Here is a 14,632-nt window from a genome sequence, read left to right on the forward strand (position 1 = left end):
GACTCGTCGGCACGCACAGTTGGGCCTCCCCGCCACATCATGACTTATCGTGAATCGTTTCAAGCAAGCGCTTGCTGGCACAAGGTACGAAGAGGCTGGAGCCCCGTCAACGATTCGGACAGGATTTCTCGAAGCGTTTCAATAACGCCTGCACGCGACAGGGTTGCGCCGCGTGCAGGCTGTTCGGCGGGCCGTACGGCGGGACGCTGCGCCGTCGCCGGAATCGTGCGACCGGATGGGGCCGCGGACTTGCACGGGTCGGGCGCCGGGATGCGCCGCCGTCGCGGGAATCGTGCGACCGGCTCTGGCGCGAGCTGCACGGTCGGGGGCGTCGGGCGGGGGCTCCGGCCTGCTGTCGTCACGCGTGCCAGCAGGAGCACAGTGGCCGTAGTGGTCTGTGGACATGCCCTATGACCGGCCCTGGAGCCGAGCTGCCCACCGTGCGCGTCACGGCGTCGCAGTCGTAGGTCACCTGTGAAATGCACTGCGGCCCGGAGGCTGGGAGCCTCCGGGCCGCAGACTTGGGGTGGGCGATACTGGGTTCGAACCAGTGACCTCTTCGGTGTGAACGAAGCGCTCTCCCACTGAGCTAATCGCCCGGGCGCACAGAGAACATTACCGCATGTCAGCGGGTGCTTCCGACCAGCCCGCGAGGGGCGGTGAGGCGAGCCGCAGACGGCTGCGGGCCGGGCACCGCCCGCAAGCCTTCTTCCGCCCGAGCCGAGAGTGCCGCGTCCGCCGACACGCGGCCGGGTGGCACGGAGGCGGCCCGAGGACCGGAGACAGGGCGTGCGCCACGGGTGGGGCAGCGGCGGGACTGGCCAAGGATTGGTGCCCACAGGCTGAGCGCGGGACGTCCGACGGCTGCAGGCATCGGAGGACCGCAGACGCAGCGGGACGGGGCGGGCCGAGGGCTGGGCGCCGGCAGCCGGCAGCCTGCAGCCGGAGAAGGCGTAGCGAGGACTTCACCAGGCGAGGGCCGGGACGCGCGTCGGCGACCACCGCCGGACCGTCGCCGGACCGTCGCCGGAAGCAGCATGAGGGTCGGCGCAGGCTGAGGTCCGGCCGCGGGCAGCAGACCGGTCGATGCCGAGCCTAGGCGACCCTCAGGGAGACCAATGGACGGACGTAGGGCAAGGAGTGGCGGCGGACCGAGCGCCCCGGGCAGCCGACGACCGCAGGCAGTACGAGGGAGGGCCGGAGGGCCCGAGAACCCGAGGGCCCGGCTGATCGAAGACTGGTGCCGGGCCCGAGCGCGGACGCCAGCGACCGCAGGCGGCCGGCGGACCCGCCCCAGCCGAGTGCGGGACGCGGGAAGGCATCGTCCGGCGCCCAGGCGGCCGACCGCCAAGGTCACAGCCCGGCGATCACTGGTCGATGTTCCACGGCATCTCGAGGCCGAACTTCCACACGTAGATCCCGCCCAGCACGGCAACGATCACCAGTCCGATGGTCGTCAGGATGATGTTGCGGCGCCGGACCTTCGGGTCGAGCGCATGCTGTGCCGCCTCGGTGACCTTGCGCTTCGTCCAGCGCAGCACCAGCTGTGCCCAGACGAACTCGGTCGCCCAGATCGCCATGCCGCCGAAGATCACGAGCCAGCCCGGGCCCGGCAGCGGAAGCATGATCACGCCGGCTGCGACCACCGCGAGCCCCGCGACGAAGACGCCGACCTGCCAGCTCAGGTGCAGCGCTCGGCGCGCCTTGATGAATTGCGGCGCCCGCGAGCCCAGCTCGGACTCTTCGGATGTCGCCTTCGCGTCGGATGCCACGGCGGCCTCCCCCGGTTCGTCACTCCCCGTATTCATACGGGGAAACCCTACCGGACAGAAAAAGTCAATCACCGGAATGGCCCTTGCGGACGAACCGACACTCCGCCGTACGAGCTACCTAAAGACACGCAAAACACTCAGAGGGGTTTACAACGGCACCGTAGGTGGCATGTCGAATTCGCCGACGTGCGAATCCCCGAGCGCACACTGAGCGAAAGGCCCTGGCGCTTATGAACACCACGGTCAGCTGCGAGCTGCACCTGCGCCTCGTTGTGTCGAGCGAGTCCTCACTGCCTGTTCCCGCAGGACTGCGGTATGACACGGCCGATCCGTATGCCGTGCACGCCACCTTCCACACCGGAGCCGAGGAGACCGTCGAGTGGGTGTTCGCCCGCGACCTCCTCGCCGAGGGCCTGCACAGGCCCACAGGCACCGGCGACGTCCGCGTCTGGCCGTCCCGCAGCCACGGTCAGGGCGTCGTCTGCATCGCCCTCAGCTCGCCCGAAGGCGAGGCCCTCCTGGAGGCCCCTGCGCGGGCCCTCGAATCGTTCCTGAAGCGAACGGACGCGGCGGTGCCTCCGGGCACGGAGCATCGCCACTTCGACCTCGACACAGAGCTCTCACACATCCTGGCGGAGAGTTAACGAGGCCGGACTCAGAGCAGCCCGGCGCCGTCCACTCGGGGAGACGGCTCGGGCCACGACAACCGCATAGGGCATGCGCCGGCGCCGCCGCCACGGGTTGCACCGCGGGGCGGCGCCGACGCGTGGGCCGGTGCGGGTACGGCGGCGATGCGCGGCTGGCGCGGGTACGGCGCCGACGCGCGACCGGACCGGGTACGCCGCCGACGCGCGACCGGTGGCCGGGCCGAGTGCGGCGCCGACGTGCGGCCGGGCCGAGTGCGGCGCGATGCGGTGCGGACGCTAGTGCGGCGCCGGAGCGTGGCCGGACACGTGCTGCGCCAACGTGTTGCCCGGACCGGATCCGCGCCGACGCGTGGGCCGATGCGGGTACGGCGGCGATGCGTGGCCGGCGCGGGGTACGGCCACGACGTGCTGGCCGGACCGGGTTCCGCGCCGACGCGTGGGGCGGACCAGGTGCGGCTCCGACGCGTGGGCGGGATCGGGTGCGGCAGCGATGCCAGGCCGAGCCAGATCGCGTGGGCCGGGCCAGGTCCGGCTCGGCCTCCCGGGCTGATGCCCGCAACCCAGAGCCGCGTCCCGGGCTGATGGTCCGCAACCCAGAGCCGCTAGCATCGGCCTGCATCGGCGGGCTCTGCCCGACCCCCAGGCCAGGGAGCGACTCGTGCTGATCACCCACGACACCCGGTGTGCCCTCGATACCGTGGTCGATCTGGTGAACACCGCGCCGGAGATCGACGAGACCGACGGGCTCGCGACGGTCACAGCCCTGGCCGATTTCGTACGAAAGCACGAAATCAGCGACGTCGGCGTCCTGACCGAGCACGACCTGGCCGCCGTGCGTCGCGTGCGGACCCGCTTCGCCGGGATCTTCGCCGCCGCCGACGCCCGGGCCGCCGCCGGCCTGATCAACGAGCTGGTCGCCGCGGCAGGCACGACGCCCCGGCTCACCGATCACGACGGCTACGACTGGCATGTGCACTACTTCGCGCCCGGTGCGTCCGTCGCCGACCATCTGGCGGCCGACTGCGGCATGGCCCTCGCGTTCTTCGTCGTGGCCGGGGAGCAGGACCGGCTACGGCGCTGTGAGGCGCCCGACTGCCGGCACGCCTTCGTGGATCTGTCCCGGAACCGCTCACGCCGCTACTGCGACAGCCGCACCTGCGGCAACCGACTGCACGTAGCGGCGTACCGGGCACGGCGTAAGGAAGCCGCGAGCTGAAACACCCTGCTCGGGGATGGCCAGGGAGGGCAGTCCTTGATGCCAGGCAGGGCAGTCCCTTGACGCAGCCCTGTGATCATCAGCCACAGGTCCCTTGATCACCGGTCACAGCAGGAAGAGATCATGCACTGATGCCATGAGCAGCAGAATGCCGATCACCGCCAAGAAGATCATCAGGGGCGGCTGGGAGAGCGCGAAGAGGCACCCGCGACGCTCGTCGGCCGGAGTCGGAGGGGCGGCATCGCCCTGTGATGTGTCCAGCATCTCGGGGTGATGATGGCGCAGCGGATGCCCGCTGCGCGATCAACACGCCCGAGCGAAGCGGTAGTTCGCCGAAATCCTTGACATGAGGAGGGTGAGGGTCACGGCTGCCGTGGGGGCGATGTCAGATGCCGTGCTTCTTGAGGATGGCTTCGATGTCGCTGAAGTCGTCCGCGGCGTCGGCGCCGCCGGACTTGGTCTTGGGCCGAGGGGCGGGACGTGCGGCCTGACCGAGGGACGGGACCGAGGCCGAGGGCTCCACCGCGGCTCCTCGGGCGGCGGCCTTCGCCTCATTGCGCTCCTTGCGGGTCCCACCGCGGCGCCGCTCGACCGCCCGGGTCGTCATGAACAGCAGCCAGGCACCGCCGAGCACCGCGAAGCCCGCCCAGGCCACCGGGCTGAACGCGGTACGGGCCAGCCACTCCACGGCCCCGGTCATGACCAGGCCGAGCGGGACCAGCGAGTACGCCGCGATGCGGGCCGCCGCAAGGAAGCGTTTGCGGTACGCCGTGATCGCGGCAATGCCGAGGCCGGCCGCGGAGACGGCGGAACAGACGGTCTCAGCAATCATCCGGTCCTCCAGGCAGGGCAGACAGTCGGGCTGGGGCGATTCGTCCCCTCCCATCCTGCACCGGGCCGTGGCCCCGGGGCCACGGTGCGTCGGGACCTCAGGGAGATCTCCGGGTACGGGATCCTTCCCAGGTCCAGGTCCCCAGGACCAGGACCAGGTGGTCCTGACCCTGGACTGCGGCGAACCCGCCGTCGGGGTGCTGCTGCTGTGCCCACCCGTGCCGCCCCAGCGGCACGACCGCCCACAGCGGCAGCGGCACCGTCGAGCCGGAGGGGGCGACTCCGGTTGGGGCGGCACCCGGGCGGCTGGGAGACTGGAGTCATGAGCGACTCCACCCCCGCAAGCACCACGGCACGCCCTGTTCTGGAGGTGTGGTGCGAGCTCCAGTGTCCCGATTGCCGCACCGCCCTCGACGATCTCCGCGCACTGCGCGCCCGTTACGGCGACCGGCTGGAGCTGCGGCTGCGGCACTTCCCCCTCGAGAAGCACAAGTACGCGTTCGCCGGCGCCCAGGCGGCCGAGGAGGCCGAGGTGCAGGGCCAGGGCTGGGCGTACGTGGAGGCCGTGCTCGGCCGCGTCGAGGAACTGGAGCGGAAGGGCGAGCCGTTCCTGGTGGAGGTGGCGAGTGAACTGGGCCTGGACGCCGAGGAGTTCGACACCGCCCTGATCGACGGCCGGCACATCCTGATCGTCGACGCCGACCAGGCGGAGGGCAAGGCGATCGGTGTGACGGGTACGCCCACGTATGTCATCGGCGACGAGCGCCTGGACGGCGGCAAGAGCCAGGAAGGGCTTCGCGAGCGCATCGAGGAGATCGCCGACCGGCTGCTGGGCGAGCGGGAAGCGTAGCCTCCAGGCGACTTCCTCCCCGGCACCGGCGGGCGAGCACCCGGGCCCGTGAGGGTCGCCCGGCAGCGGCTTGCCGGCTCCCGCTTTCCACGCTGCGCCCCGCCCCTACAGCAGGTCCTTGTACATGGCGTACACCGTCGGTGCGTACCCCAGCGACTCGTAGAGCCGCTCGGCAGGGGTGTTGCCCGCGAAGACGTTGAGGCCGATGCGGGGTTTTCCGGCGGCGATGGCCTGGGCCTCGGCCAGCAGCAGCAACGAGCGGCCGTGGCCCCGGCCGCGGTACCGCTCGTCGGCCTCGACATTGAAGACGAAGGCGTCGTCGTCGCGCAGCCCCACCCACAGGGTGCCGACCGCGTCGCCCTGGTGTTCCAGGACGCTGAGAAGCATGTCGGGGGTGGCCGGACCGTCGGGCAGCAGGGTCGCATGATCCTTCTCGGACTTCGCCCGGGCCTCGGCCTCCGAGACGCCCCGTTTGATCCAGCTCTGGGCGTAGTGCTTCTTGCCGTGCTCCAGCCACGGACCGTACTCGGCCTCCGTCATGGGCCGGCCCAGGCTTCCCTCCGGCAGTGCGGGCGGGGTGGTGCCGAGCGGTTTCTCCATGCCGCGGTTGCGCTGCACGTAGCCGAGAGCCGTGACCAGCCGGAGCGCTGCCTCGGCGTCGGCGGGCACCGAGACCTCGATTCGCCTGCAGCCCCAGCCGCGCGCGACTTCCTCAGCCGCGAGCGCGGCGACGGTTCCCCGGCCGCGCCTGCGGTCCCGTTCGTCGATGTGCAGCTCGCGTATCTGGGCCGCGGCAGGTCCGAAGACGGGGTGCGTGCCGAGATGTATCGCGCCTACGGGACGGCTGTTCACGCACACCTGATAGCGGCGCGAGCGTGCCCCGCCGGCATCGTGCTGGAGCGGCTCGATCGGCCGCAGGGTCGTCGTCATCAGGGCTGTTCTACCCACCTCCGGACCCCGGGTCATCCGAATTCCGGCGCCTACGAGGCCACCGAGAACACCTCGGCAGATACCTGGAGGGACCAGGAGGGACCTTACGGGTCGAGGTCGTCCGCGGCCCGCTCGTCGAAGATCCGCATCGCCTTCGCGGTCACAGGGCCGGGTCCGTCCGCCAGTTCCCGGCCGTCGACGCGGTGGACGGCCTGCACGTCGCGCAGCGTGGACGTCAGGAACACCTCGTCCGCGCGGTCCAGCACGTCGAGCGGCAGGTCCGTCTCGTGGGCGCCGGTCCACTCGATCGTCAGCGCACGCGTGATGCCGGCCAGGCATCCGGAGGCCACAGGGGGCGTATGGATCTCGCCGTCGAGGACGACGAACACGTTCGATCCCGTGCCCTCGCACAGCTGCCCCACCGTGTTGCCGAACAGTGCCTCGGTAGCGCCCTGTTGGTGGGCGCGGGCGAGGGCCACGACGTTCTCGGCGTACGAGGTGGTCTTGAGTCCGGCGAGCGCGCCGCGCTCGTTGCGGGTCCAGGGGACGGTGATCACGGCTGTGGTGTCCGGGCGCCGGGCCGCCTCGCCGAGCGCCACGACCAGGGTCGGGCCGTGGTCGCCGCGGTCCGACCCGAGCGGCGAAAGACCGCCGGTGTACGTGATCCGGAGCCGGCCCAGCGGCATGGGGTTGGCCTCGAGGACGGCCGCGCAGGCCCTGCGTACCTCGTCCAGGTCCGGTTCGGGCAGCCCGAGGCCGCGTGCCGAGCGGGCGAGCCGGTCGAGGTGGCGGGTCAGCGCGAAGAGCCGGCCGTCGGCCGACTTCACCGTCTCGAAGATGCCGTCGCCGACCGTCAGACCGTGATCGAAAACGGAGACGCGGGCGGCGTCGAGGTCCTGCAGCCCACCGTCGAGCCAGATCTTCACGTGGGGGTCCTCCACTCGCCTCGTACGTCCCACACCCCCGGACTACGCCGCCGGGTACTCCCCCGACGCTACCGCGAGCAGCCGTGACGCCTTCAGCTCGGTCTCCTCCCACTCGCGCTCGGGGTCCGAGCCCCAGGTGATCCCCGCGCCCGTGCCGAAGCGGAGGACGCCCTCCACGCGGTCGATCCAGAAGGTCCGGATGCCCACGGCGAGCTCGCCGGTGCGCCGGTCGGCGTCGACCCAGCCGATTCCGCCGCAGTACGGGCCGCGGGGTGCCGTCTCCAGCTCCTCGATGATCCGCAGGGCGCTGGACTTCGGGGCGCCGGTGACGGAACCGGGAGGAAAGGTCCCGTCCAGCAGTTCCGGCCAGCCGGCGTCCTCGCGCAGCTCACCCCGGACGGTCGAGACGAGATGGACGAGACCCGGGTGCTTCTCGACGACGCAGAGGTCGGGGACGGTCACGGAACCGGTCTCGCAGACCCGCCCGAGATCGTTGCGGACGAGGTCCACGATCATCACGTTCTCGGCACGGTCCTTGTCGAGCAGATCCGCCTCGGTGCGGCCGGTGCCCTTGATCGGCCCCGACTCGACGAGGCGCCCGTCGCGGCGCAGAAAGAGCTCGGGCGAGGCGCTGGCGATCTCCACGCCGTGGCCGGGCAGACGGATCGTTCCGGCATAGGGGGCCGGGTTGCCGCGCGCCAGCAGCGAGGTGAGCGCGTCCACATCGGCGTCGGGCGCGACGGGCGCGGACAGGACGCGGCAGAGATTGGCCTGGTAGACCTCGCCGGCCGCGATGTACTCGCGGATGCGGCGCACACCCGCCGTGTACGCGTCACGGTCGAGCGACGACGTCCAGTCACCGGCCGCCGGCCCGTGCCAGGCCCCCGGCGACGGCAGTGGCACGGGCTCCCTGCGTACGTCCCCGAAGCGGGCGCAGACCAGCCGCCCCTCGAAGTCGGCGGCCACGGCCCAGAAGCCCCTGGAGTCCAGGGCCGCGGGGTCGTTGGTGACGTCGAGGAGATCGCGGGCGACGACGCCGCCGAAGCGAGCCAACGGGGCCGTCGATGCCGTTCGGGAGGAGAGTGGAGGGGGGCTGTGCACGGCTGAGAGTCTAGGTCGGGCGTTCTGGGACGGTGCCTCGTGCATCCCTTGCACGTACGTCTGGGGGCCCTCTGTGGCTGCCCGGCAAGTGCTTTCCCGGCGCCTTGCGGGTGTGCCGGGGGCGCCGCGGCGCAGCACGCTGCGTAAACGCGTTTTTGTGCTGGCCCAGGAATCCGCTAGAGTTCAACACGTCGCCGGGACGCGCAAGCGAACCGAAACGACAGGCGGACGTAGCTCAGTTGGTAGAGCGCAACCTTGCCAAGGTTGAGGTCGCGAGTTCGAGCCTCGTCGTCCGCTCGAAGTGGGGGATCTTCCCGACCCCCTACGCTCCAGGTGGAGTGGCCGAGAGGCGAGGCAACGGCCTGCAAAGCCGTCTACACGGGTTCAAATCCCGTCTCCACCTCCAAGGACGATTAGCTCAGCGGGAGAGCGCTTCCCTGACACGGAAGAGGTCACTGGTTCAATCCCAGTATCGTCCACTGGTCTGCACGGTCCGGTCCTCGAAGGATCGACGTCCGACGGCCTGATCCCAAGGATCTTCGCGGATCCGTACGGATCTTCCCGCGCGATTAGCTCAGCGGGAGAGCGCTTCCCTGACACGGAAGAGGTCACTGGTTCAATCCCAGTATCGCGCACGCAGTGCTCACGGCTCCGGTCGTGATCCCGGACGATTAGCTCAGCGGGAGAGCGCTTCCCTGACACGGAAGAGGTCACTGGTTCAATCCCAGTATCGTCCACACAACCGAAGCCCCCGGTCATGCGACCGGGGGCTTCGTCGTGCTCTCGGGGAAGGCCCGGGGTCGCCCGGGCCCGCCCCCCTTGCTCAGGACGAGAAGAGCATGTGGCCGAAGCTCTTGTGCCGGCCGTGCCCGTAGTGACCGTGGCTTCCGTGACCGCCATGGCCGCCGTGCGGGGCACCCCAGGCAGGCGCGGCGGGCGGGGCCGGCGGGTACGCCTGCGGAGCGCCCTGGTGCGGCGGGCCCGGCTGCGACCACTGGGCCTCGAGGCGGGCCAGGGCCTCGAGCTCGCCGTAGTCGAGAAATATCCCGCGACAACCGCTGCACTGCTCGATCTCGACGCCGTTGCGGTTGTAGGTGTGCATCCGTGCATGGCACTTCGGACACTGCATGGTGGGCTCAACTCCTCGCCGGTCGCTGCCGCTTCGCCGGAACTCTGCCCGGCTTCGGTCCGTTGCACCCTACTTCGCGTCCTCGGGCATCAACTGCTCGGTATCGCAACCATTCGGCCACAGGCTTCCACGACGGCCTGCTGCACCTCGTCGAGCGGGCGATCAGCGGCGACGGACTTGACGATGGCGAGGGCGGCGGTCTGTACGGTCAACGCGCGGGCCGGAACGTCGAGCGCGGCCCAGGGGTCGCCGTCCACGGGGACGGCGGGGCCGCCCGCCCGCCGGTAAGCGGTCAGGAAGCGGGTCCACTCGTCCGGCGGGAGGAGACCGCAGGCGTACCAGGCCGCCGGGCGCGCGAGATCCCATGCGGGATCGCCCAGGCCCAGGTCGTCCACGTCGATCAGCAGCCAGGGCCCCTCGGGGGCCGGGTGGCGTACGAGCTGGCCGAGATGCAGATCGCCGTGGCACAGGGCCCCGGCGCCCGGCATCGGTGCCTCGGCGCGGGCCCAGGCGGGAAGGGAGGACCAGGCGCGGAGCACCTGCGCGGCAGCGGGGTGGGGGCCCGCCGCCCGGAGCCTGGCGATCGCGCGGGCCGCCTTGGCAGGGCCCCGCATCGGCGGGAGCCCCGCCCGGAGCGTGGAGGGCGGGGTCGAGTGGAGGCGGGCCAGGAGCGTGGCGGCTTCTTCCCATGGGGCGTCTTCGGGGGCCTCGGGGTCGACCGGGGTGCCGTACGGCCAGCAGCTGACCAGGCGGCCGTGCAGGTCGACCGGCGTCGGGGCGAGCGGCGTCGGGCCGAGCGGGGGCAGGAGGATGCCGCTCAGGTGGGGGTGCGCGGCGACTGCCAGGCGCTGTGAGAGTTCGACGGGGTCCGTGCCGGGGGCGTGGGCCTTGGCCACCGTGTCCCCGTGGCGGACGACTGTGCCGTCGGCGCGGTCGGCCAGCACGGTGTCGGGGGTGGTGCAGGTGCAGACGGCGCTCCTCTGGTGGGTGGCGGCCCGCGCCTTGGCGGTCAGCGCGGGCAGTACGTCTGCGGGCAACAGGTCCCCTTGGTGTGCGGTGAACGGGCCGGGCACTGCATGAGCGTACGCAAGCCCACGCTGGACTGGTGGCTATCCCTTGAACCCCACCGCAACCATCAATTGAGGAACCACAGCAGCGAGCAACAAGGTCCGCGAGAGCGGCGCCGGTTTAGGCGCAAAAAGGTGCCCGCGAGAGCGGCGCCGGCTCAGGCGCAAAAAGGTGCCCGCGCAGCTCCCCAGCTGCGCGGGCATCTGTGCCGTCCGCCGCACCCCCGTCCCCACGGGGTTTCATGGCCGGATGTCCCCGCCCGGACCGCTCTTCCGGGCCTGGGGCGCCTCTCAACGCCCCAGCATCACGCCCACGGACGACGCCTGTGTGACCACTGCCTCCCAGCCGCCGAAGACGACCACGAGGAGGGTCGCCAGCGGAAGGACCATGGCGGTCGCCACCAGCGGGTGGCGTTGGCCGGACCGGCTGGTGCCGAACGCGGCGAGGTATGCCCTGCGCCCCTGCCTGCGGATCATGGTCCGCGGTGCCGTGTCCGCCATGGTCCCTCCCTGACCAGATCTCTCTGTGCTTGCTTGTCTGTGTGCTCTGCGGCTCGAGCCGCCTCGAGCCTGGCAAGCGGCGGGTGCTTGACCTCGGGGGACGAGTGCTGCACCCGCCGCTTGACCTCAAATCTAGGCGCGCGGGCGATGCCGGGCGTCATGCCCTCGTACCGATTGCCGGGCATCCGCCAGGATGAGCGGCCGCGGGCCGCATACTCCCCTGGGTGGAGAAGGGGACCTAGGACTCCGGGTCTCCCCTGAGGGAACGCCCGGTCTGCTCCGAACTGTCCTCGCGCGGCACGGGCTGCTCGACCAGGGCGAGCACACGATTCGCCATGAACCGGGCCGTGCGCACCACCGAGCCTCCCCCACAGCCTTAAGGGCGTGGGCGGTACCCCCACCGGGTGACCTCGCTCACCTCGACGACGCCCCGGCGCACAGCCGTCTCCGCGCGGCGGCCTGCACGGCTCGCCACCACCTCGTACTCCCCCAAGCTCTCGGCTTCTCCCTCAGTGCCTTAAGGGCCTGGGAGGGACCCCCAGAGCAGGGGGGACCCCCATGTGTCGTGTCCCCCGCGTCCACGACTATCTCCACGCGATCACCCTTCACCGGCCAATCCCCCTTCGACGACGGATGGTTGGGGATCCGGGCCATGACGAGCGGCCACGGATCCCCCTTCCCTGGCCACTCTTCAAGTTTCCCACCCGGCACTGACAATCGATCGGGCCGTGAAGGCGCGGCCTTTGCACGCACTCGGCCGCGGAAACGTAAGCTGTGGCTCGTCAGACGGACCGGGCAGCGGGGATGGACATGGCGATGATGCGCCTGAGGCGCGAGGACCCGCGTGTCGTCGGCTCGTTCAGGCTGCACAGACGGCTCGGCGCCGGCGGAATGGGTGTGGTCTATCTCGGTTCCGACCGGCGTGGCCAGCGGGTCGCGCTGAAGGTGATCCGGCCTGATCTCGCCGAGGACCAGGAGTTCCGCTCGCGGTTCGCGCGCGAGGTGTCGGCCGCCCGCCGTATCCGCGGCGGCTGCACCGCCCGGCTCGTCGCCGCCGATCTCGAGGCGGACCGGCCGTGGTTCGCCACGCAGTATGTTCCGGGGCCCTCGCTGCACGACAAGGTCGCCGAGGAGGGTCCGCTGACGGCGGCCGATGTGGCCGCCGTCGGCGCCGCCCTCTCGGAGGGGCTCGTCGCCGTGCACGAGGCGGGTGTCGTGCACCGGGACCTCAAGCCCTCCAACATCCTGCTGTCCCCCAAGGGCCCGCGGATCATCGACTTCGGCATCGCCTGGGCGACGGGCGCGAGCACGCTCACGCACGTCGGTACGGCGGTGGGGTCGCCGGGCTTCCTCGCGCCCGAGCAGGTGCGGGGCGCGGCCGTCACGCCCGCCACGGACGTCTTCGCCCTGGGTGCCACCCTCGCGTACGCGGCGACCGCCGACTCGCCCTTCGGGCACGGCAGTTCGGAGGTCATGCTCTACCGGGTGGTGCACGAGGAGCCGCAGTTGGACGGTGTGCACGATGCGCTGGCTCCGCTGGTCCGCGCGTGCCTCGCGAAGGACCCGGAGGAGCGCCCCAGCACGCTGCAGCTGTCGCTGAGGCTCAAGGAGATCGCGGCAAGGGAGGCGCAGAGTCTGACGGACGCCCGGTCGCCGGCGCCGCGTGGGGAGGCCGACCGCCCGACGGGCCGGCTCACCGAGCAGTACACCGAGCGATACACGGAGCAGCGCACCGAACGGGGTGCCCAGGGGGTTCCCCCGCGGGGCTCCAACGGCGGCTCGCGCTCGGGGGGCCGCTCCGCCTCGTCCCGGAACGCGCCGTCGCCGTCCAGGGACACCCCGTCATCACGGAGCACGCCGGCCCGTAGTACTCCGCCGCGGAACACCCCGTCGAGGAGCGCCGGGTCCCGGCCCACGCCGTCCCGCAACGGAACGCGCTCCGGGAGCCGTCCGGCGCCGCGCAGTGGTGCCGGACGTCCGGCGCCCAGGACGACGGGGACCGGCCGTCGGCCCGCCAATCCGCGGCTGCTTCGCCAGCGGCTCTTCGTGTTCGTGGTGGTGACGCTGCTGGTGGCGCTGGGTATCGCGGCGGCGCAGGGCTGCCAGGGGCCGGCCCGCGGGCTCGGTGCCGCGGGCGATGGGGCACGGGGTTCGGCGCAGTACCTGCACGGCGGAGATGCCCGGGGCGGGGACGCTCCGCAGTAGAGCCTGCGGCCCAGCCTCTGCGGCCACTGCTCAGCCTGCGACTCCTTCAGCCGCAACCGGCCACCGCACACCGCAGCCGATGCCGTCCCGCGGCGCCTCGCGGCACGGGCGCCCCGCCGTCCCGCCGTGGCCGCGTACTCGCAGACGCGTCTCTCGGTGACGCCGTTGAGCGGTGACAGCGCTGGCCAGCCTCGGGCACACCCGCGCGATCGTCACCGCCGGGCTTCGGGCGACCGTGCAGCTGGCCGCGGTCGCGGCCGTCGTCCGGTGGGCGCTCGGGTCCCGCCCACTGCTCTTCGGCTTCCTCGCCGTGATGTTCGCGGTGGCGACGTGGACGGCCTCCGGTGCCGCGCTGGTACTCGGCTCGGACGTGCTCCTGCGCGCGATCGTGCCGGCGGACACCGCGGTCGCCGTACCGACGGGCGTTGCCACCAGCCTCGTCGTGGCCGTCCTGGCGGCCGTGCTCGTCGGTGTGACCATCACCGCCGTGCTGCTGGGCGACAGCAAGCTGCTGCTGGGCGACGTGGTGAACTGGGCCCAGGGCAGGGCGGGCCGCACCGTCGGCTTCGTCCTGGACACCCGGGTGCCCCGGGTCCTCGCCGCGCTCTTCGCGGGCGCGGCCCTCGCCCTGGCCGGAACACTCGTCCAGGCCGTCACCCGCAATCCGCTCGCGGAACCCGGCATCCTGGGCGTCTCCGGCGGAGCCGCGCTCGGCGCCGTGCTCCTCGTCACGACGGTGCCCGTGGCCGGATCATGGGGCGTGGCCGGTGCCGCGTTCGCGGGCGCGGCGATCAGCTCCGTCGTCGTCTTCGGGCTCGCCGCGCGAGACGGATTCCAGCAGAACCGGCTCGTCCTCGTCGGGTTCGGCGTCGCCACCGGAACCGCCGCGCTGATCAGCCTGCTCATCGTCCTCACCGACCCGTTCAACGCGACGAAGGCCCTCACCTGGCTGGCGCGTCGGGCTCCACCTACGGGCGAACCCTGCCGGACGTGGCACCGCTCGCGGCCGTGCTCACCGTAGGCGTGCTCGTCGCGGTGCTGCGGCGCACCGAACTCGACCTCGTATCGCTGGACGAGGACACCCCCAGGCTCCTGGGGCTCGATCTGGCACGAGGGCGCCTGGGCTTCCTGGTGTTGAGCGTCCTGCTCAGCGCCACCGCCGTGGCAGCCGCGGGCACGATCGGCTTCGTGGGGCTCGTGGCACCGCACGCGGCCCGGGCCCTGGTGGGCCGCCAGCACGCCCGGGTGGTCCCGGTCGCGGTGCTCCTCGGCGCTGTGCTCGTCTGCACCGCCGACCTGATAGGCCGAATCGTGATCGCGCCGGCTCAGTTGGGCGCCGGACTGATGACCGCGGTGATCGGCACGCCGTACTTCCTCCATCTGCTCATGCGCAGTCGCCGGTAGGACACGCACGCCACCCGCCACTCCAAGGGCGCCGGGGAACCCCGATGGGCGGC

The 14,632-nt window shown here is 71.6% G+C and carries 13 protein-coding genes, 6 tRNA genes and 2 pseudogenes; 10 read left to right on the top strand and 11 right to left on the bottom strand.

Annotated features, from left to right (window positions below):
* Nucleotides 1-527 precede the first annotated feature (527 nt).
* Both ACSMXV_RS09540 and ACSMXV_RS09545 read right to left on the bottom strand, forming a co-directional pair.
* Nucleotides 528-599, bottom strand: a tRNA-Val gene (locus ACSMXV_RS09540).
* Between the two features lie 768 nt (nucleotides 600-1,367).
* A complete protein-coding gene (locus ACSMXV_RS09545) occupies nucleotides 1,368-1,808 on the bottom strand; it encodes a TIGR02611 family protein (RefSeq protein ID WP_473177255.1) in 441 nt (146 codons plus the stop codon).
* Nucleotides 1,809-2,002: 194 nt separating this feature from the next.
* On the opposite strand from ACSMXV_RS09545, the gene ACSMXV_RS09550 reads away from it, so the two are divergent.
* Together ACSMXV_RS09550 and ACSMXV_RS09555 are read left to right on the top strand one after the other, a co-directional pair.
* Entirely contained in the window at nucleotides 2,003-2,416 is a 414-nt protein-coding gene (locus tag ACSMXV_RS09550) for an SsgA family sporulation/cell division regulator (RefSeq protein ID WP_003959770.1), read from the top strand.
* Between the two features lie 661 nt (nucleotides 2,417-3,077).
* Nucleotides 3,078-3,635 carry a CGNR zinc finger domain-containing protein gene (locus ACSMXV_RS09555; RefSeq protein WP_181657230.1) on the top strand — a complete coding sequence of 186 codons (558 nt, stop codon included), beginning with the start codon at nucleotides 3,078-3,080 and terminating at the stop codon, nucleotides 3,633-3,635.
* Between the two features lie 105 nt (nucleotides 3,636-3,740).
* On the opposite strand, the gene ACSMXV_RS09560 is transcribed toward ACSMXV_RS09555, so the two are convergent.
* The gene (locus ACSMXV_RS09560; protein WP_181657231.1) at nucleotides 3,741-3,899 is read right to left on the bottom strand and encodes a hypothetical protein; all 159 of its coding nucleotides are present in this window, start codon (nucleotides 3,897-3,899) and stop codon (nucleotides 3,741-3,743) included.
* 121 nt (nucleotides 3,900-4,020) lie between these two features.
* Nucleotides 4,021-4,467: a hypothetical protein gene (locus tag ACSMXV_RS09565; RefSeq protein ID WP_473177256.1), complete on the bottom strand. Its 447-nt coding sequence runs from the start codon at nucleotides 4,465-4,467 to the stop codon at nucleotides 4,021-4,023.
* A 321-nt stretch (nucleotides 4,468-4,788) separates the two neighbouring features.
* On the opposite strand from ACSMXV_RS09565, the gene ACSMXV_RS09570 reads away from it, so the two are divergent.
* Nucleotides 4,789-5,316 (top strand): DsbA family protein, encoded by a 528-nt coding sequence (locus ACSMXV_RS09570; RefSeq protein WP_473177257.1) that lies wholly within the window; start codon nucleotides 4,789-4,791, stop codon nucleotides 5,314-5,316.
* Between the two features lie 105 nt (nucleotides 5,317-5,421).
* On the opposite strand, the gene ACSMXV_RS09575 is transcribed toward ACSMXV_RS09570, so the two are convergent.
* The 3 genes from ACSMXV_RS09575 to ACSMXV_RS09585 all read right to left on the bottom strand — a co-directional run bounded on the left by ACSMXV_RS09575 (nucleotide 5,422) and on the right by ACSMXV_RS09585 (nucleotide 8,273).
* Nucleotides 5,422-6,246, bottom strand: a complete 825-nt coding sequence (locus ACSMXV_RS09575; RefSeq protein ID WP_473177258.1) for a GNAT family N-acetyltransferase — start codon at nucleotides 6,244-6,246, stop codon at nucleotides 5,422-5,424.
* Between the two features lie 104 nt (nucleotides 6,247-6,350).
* Nucleotides 6,351-7,172 carry an aminotransferase class IV gene (locus ACSMXV_RS09580; RefSeq protein WP_473177259.1) on the bottom strand — a complete coding sequence of 274 codons (822 nt, stop codon included), beginning with the start codon at nucleotides 7,170-7,172 and terminating at the stop codon, nucleotides 6,351-6,353.
* A gap of 42 nt (nucleotides 7,173-7,214) precedes the next feature.
* Entirely contained in the window at nucleotides 7,215-8,273 is a 1,059-nt protein-coding gene (locus tag ACSMXV_RS09585; protein ID WP_473177260.1) for a chorismate-binding protein, read from the bottom strand.
* Between the two features lie 224 nt (nucleotides 8,274-8,497).
* Here ACSMXV_RS09585 and ACSMXV_RS09590 point away from each other — a divergent pair.
* The 5 genes from ACSMXV_RS09590 (at nucleotide 8,498) to ACSMXV_RS09610 (ending at nucleotide 9,010) form a co-directional block, all read left to right on the top strand.
* A tRNA-Gly gene (locus tag ACSMXV_RS09590) sits at nucleotides 8,498-8,570 on the top strand.
* A gap of 35 nt (nucleotides 8,571-8,605) precedes the next feature.
* Nucleotides 8,606-8,679 (top strand) — tRNA-Cys (locus ACSMXV_RS09595).
* Between the two features lies 1 nt (nucleotide 8,680).
* A tRNA-Val gene (locus ACSMXV_RS09600) sits at nucleotides 8,681-8,752 on the top strand.
* Nucleotides 8,753-8,836: 84 nt separating this feature from the next.
* Nucleotides 8,837-8,908 (top strand) — tRNA-Val (locus tag ACSMXV_RS09605).
* Between the two features lie 30 nt (nucleotides 8,909-8,938).
* Nucleotides 8,939-9,010: transfer RNA gene (locus ACSMXV_RS09610), tRNA-Val, on the top strand.
* An 86-nt stretch (nucleotides 9,011-9,096) separates the two neighbouring features.
* Here ACSMXV_RS09610 and ACSMXV_RS09615 read toward each other — a convergent pair.
* The 4 genes and pseudogenes from ACSMXV_RS09615 to ACSMXV_RS09630 all read right to left on the bottom strand — a co-directional run bounded on the left by ACSMXV_RS09615 (nucleotide 9,097) and on the right by ACSMXV_RS09630 (nucleotide 11,579).
* Complete coding sequence (locus ACSMXV_RS09615; RefSeq protein WP_473177261.1) at nucleotides 9,097-9,402, bottom strand: TFIIB-type zinc ribbon-containing protein; 306 nt, start codon at nucleotides 9,400-9,402, stop codon at nucleotides 9,097-9,099.
* An 89-nt stretch (nucleotides 9,403-9,491) separates the two neighbouring features.
* Nucleotides 9,492-10,442 carry a phosphotransferase family protein gene (locus ACSMXV_RS09620; protein ID WP_473178872.1) on the bottom strand — a complete coding sequence of 317 codons (951 nt, stop codon included), beginning with the start codon at nucleotides 10,440-10,442 and terminating at the stop codon, nucleotides 9,492-9,494.
* A gap of 318 nt (nucleotides 10,443-10,760) precedes the next feature.
* On the bottom strand, nucleotides 10,761-10,970 hold the full coding sequence (locus ACSMXV_RS09625) for a hypothetical protein (RefSeq protein ID WP_473177262.1): 210 nt from the start codon (nucleotides 10,968-10,970) through the stop codon (nucleotides 10,761-10,763).
* Nucleotides 10,971-11,208: 238 nt separating this feature from the next.
* Nucleotides 11,209-11,579 (bottom strand): annotated as a pseudogene (locus ACSMXV_RS09630) (hypothetical protein).
* A gap of 195 nt (nucleotides 11,580-11,774) precedes the next feature.
* On the opposite strand from ACSMXV_RS09630, the gene ACSMXV_RS09635 reads away from it, so the two are divergent.
* Together ACSMXV_RS09635 and ACSMXV_RS09640 are read left to right on the top strand one after the other, a co-directional pair.
* Nucleotides 11,775-13,175 carry a serine/threonine-protein kinase gene (locus tag ACSMXV_RS09635; protein WP_473178873.1) on the top strand — a complete coding sequence of 467 codons (1,401 nt, stop codon included), beginning with the start codon at nucleotides 11,775-11,777 and terminating at the stop codon, nucleotides 13,173-13,175.
* A 172-nt stretch (nucleotides 13,176-13,347) separates the two neighbouring features.
* Nucleotides 13,348-14,579 (top strand): annotated as a pseudogene (locus ACSMXV_RS09640) (iron chelate uptake ABC transporter family permease subunit); the annotation flags it as partial.
* Nucleotides 14,580-14,632: the final 53 nt, after the last annotated feature.

The sequence above is a fragment of the Streptomyces sp. DSM 42067 genome (genome assembly GCF_055792885.1).

What these genes read in the sequence shown, in the direction of transcription:
- ACSMXV_RS09545 (WP_473177255.1), bottom strand. Translation starts at nt 1,808, where the DNA reads ATGAATACGGGGAGTGACGAACCGGGGGAGGCCGCCGTGGCATCCGAC.
- ACSMXV_RS09570 (WP_473177257.1), top strand. Translation starts at nt 4,789, where the DNA reads ATGAGCGACTCCACCCCCGCAAGCACCACGGCACGCCCTGTTCTGGAG.
- ACSMXV_RS09565 (WP_473177256.1), bottom strand. Translation starts at nt 4,467, where the DNA reads ATGATTGCTGAGACCGTCTGTTCCGCCGTCTCCGCGGCCGGCCTCGGC.
- ACSMXV_RS09550 (WP_003959770.1), top strand. Translation starts at nt 2,003, where the DNA reads ATGAACACCACGGTCAGCTGCGAGCTGCACCTGCGCCTCGTTGTGTCG.
- ACSMXV_RS09575 (WP_473177258.1), bottom strand. Translation starts at nt 6,246, where the DNA reads ATGACGACGACCCTGCGGCCGATCGAGCCGCTCCAGCACGATGCCGGC.
- ACSMXV_RS09625 (WP_473177262.1), bottom strand. Translation starts at nt 10,970, where the DNA reads ATGGCGGACACGGCACCGCGGACCATGATCCGCAGGCAGGGGCGCAGG.
- ACSMXV_RS09560 (WP_181657231.1), bottom strand. Translation starts at nt 3,899, where the DNA reads ATGCTGGACACATCACAGGGCGATGCCGCCCCTCCGACTCCGGCCGAC.
- ACSMXV_RS09635 (WP_473178873.1), top strand. Translation starts at nt 11,775, where the DNA reads ATGGACATGGCGATGATGCGCCTGAGGCGCGAGGACCCGCGTGTCGTC.
- ACSMXV_RS09615 (WP_473177261.1), bottom strand. Translation starts at nt 9,402, where the DNA reads ATGCAGTGTCCGAAGTGCCATGCACGGATGCACACCTACAACCGCAAC.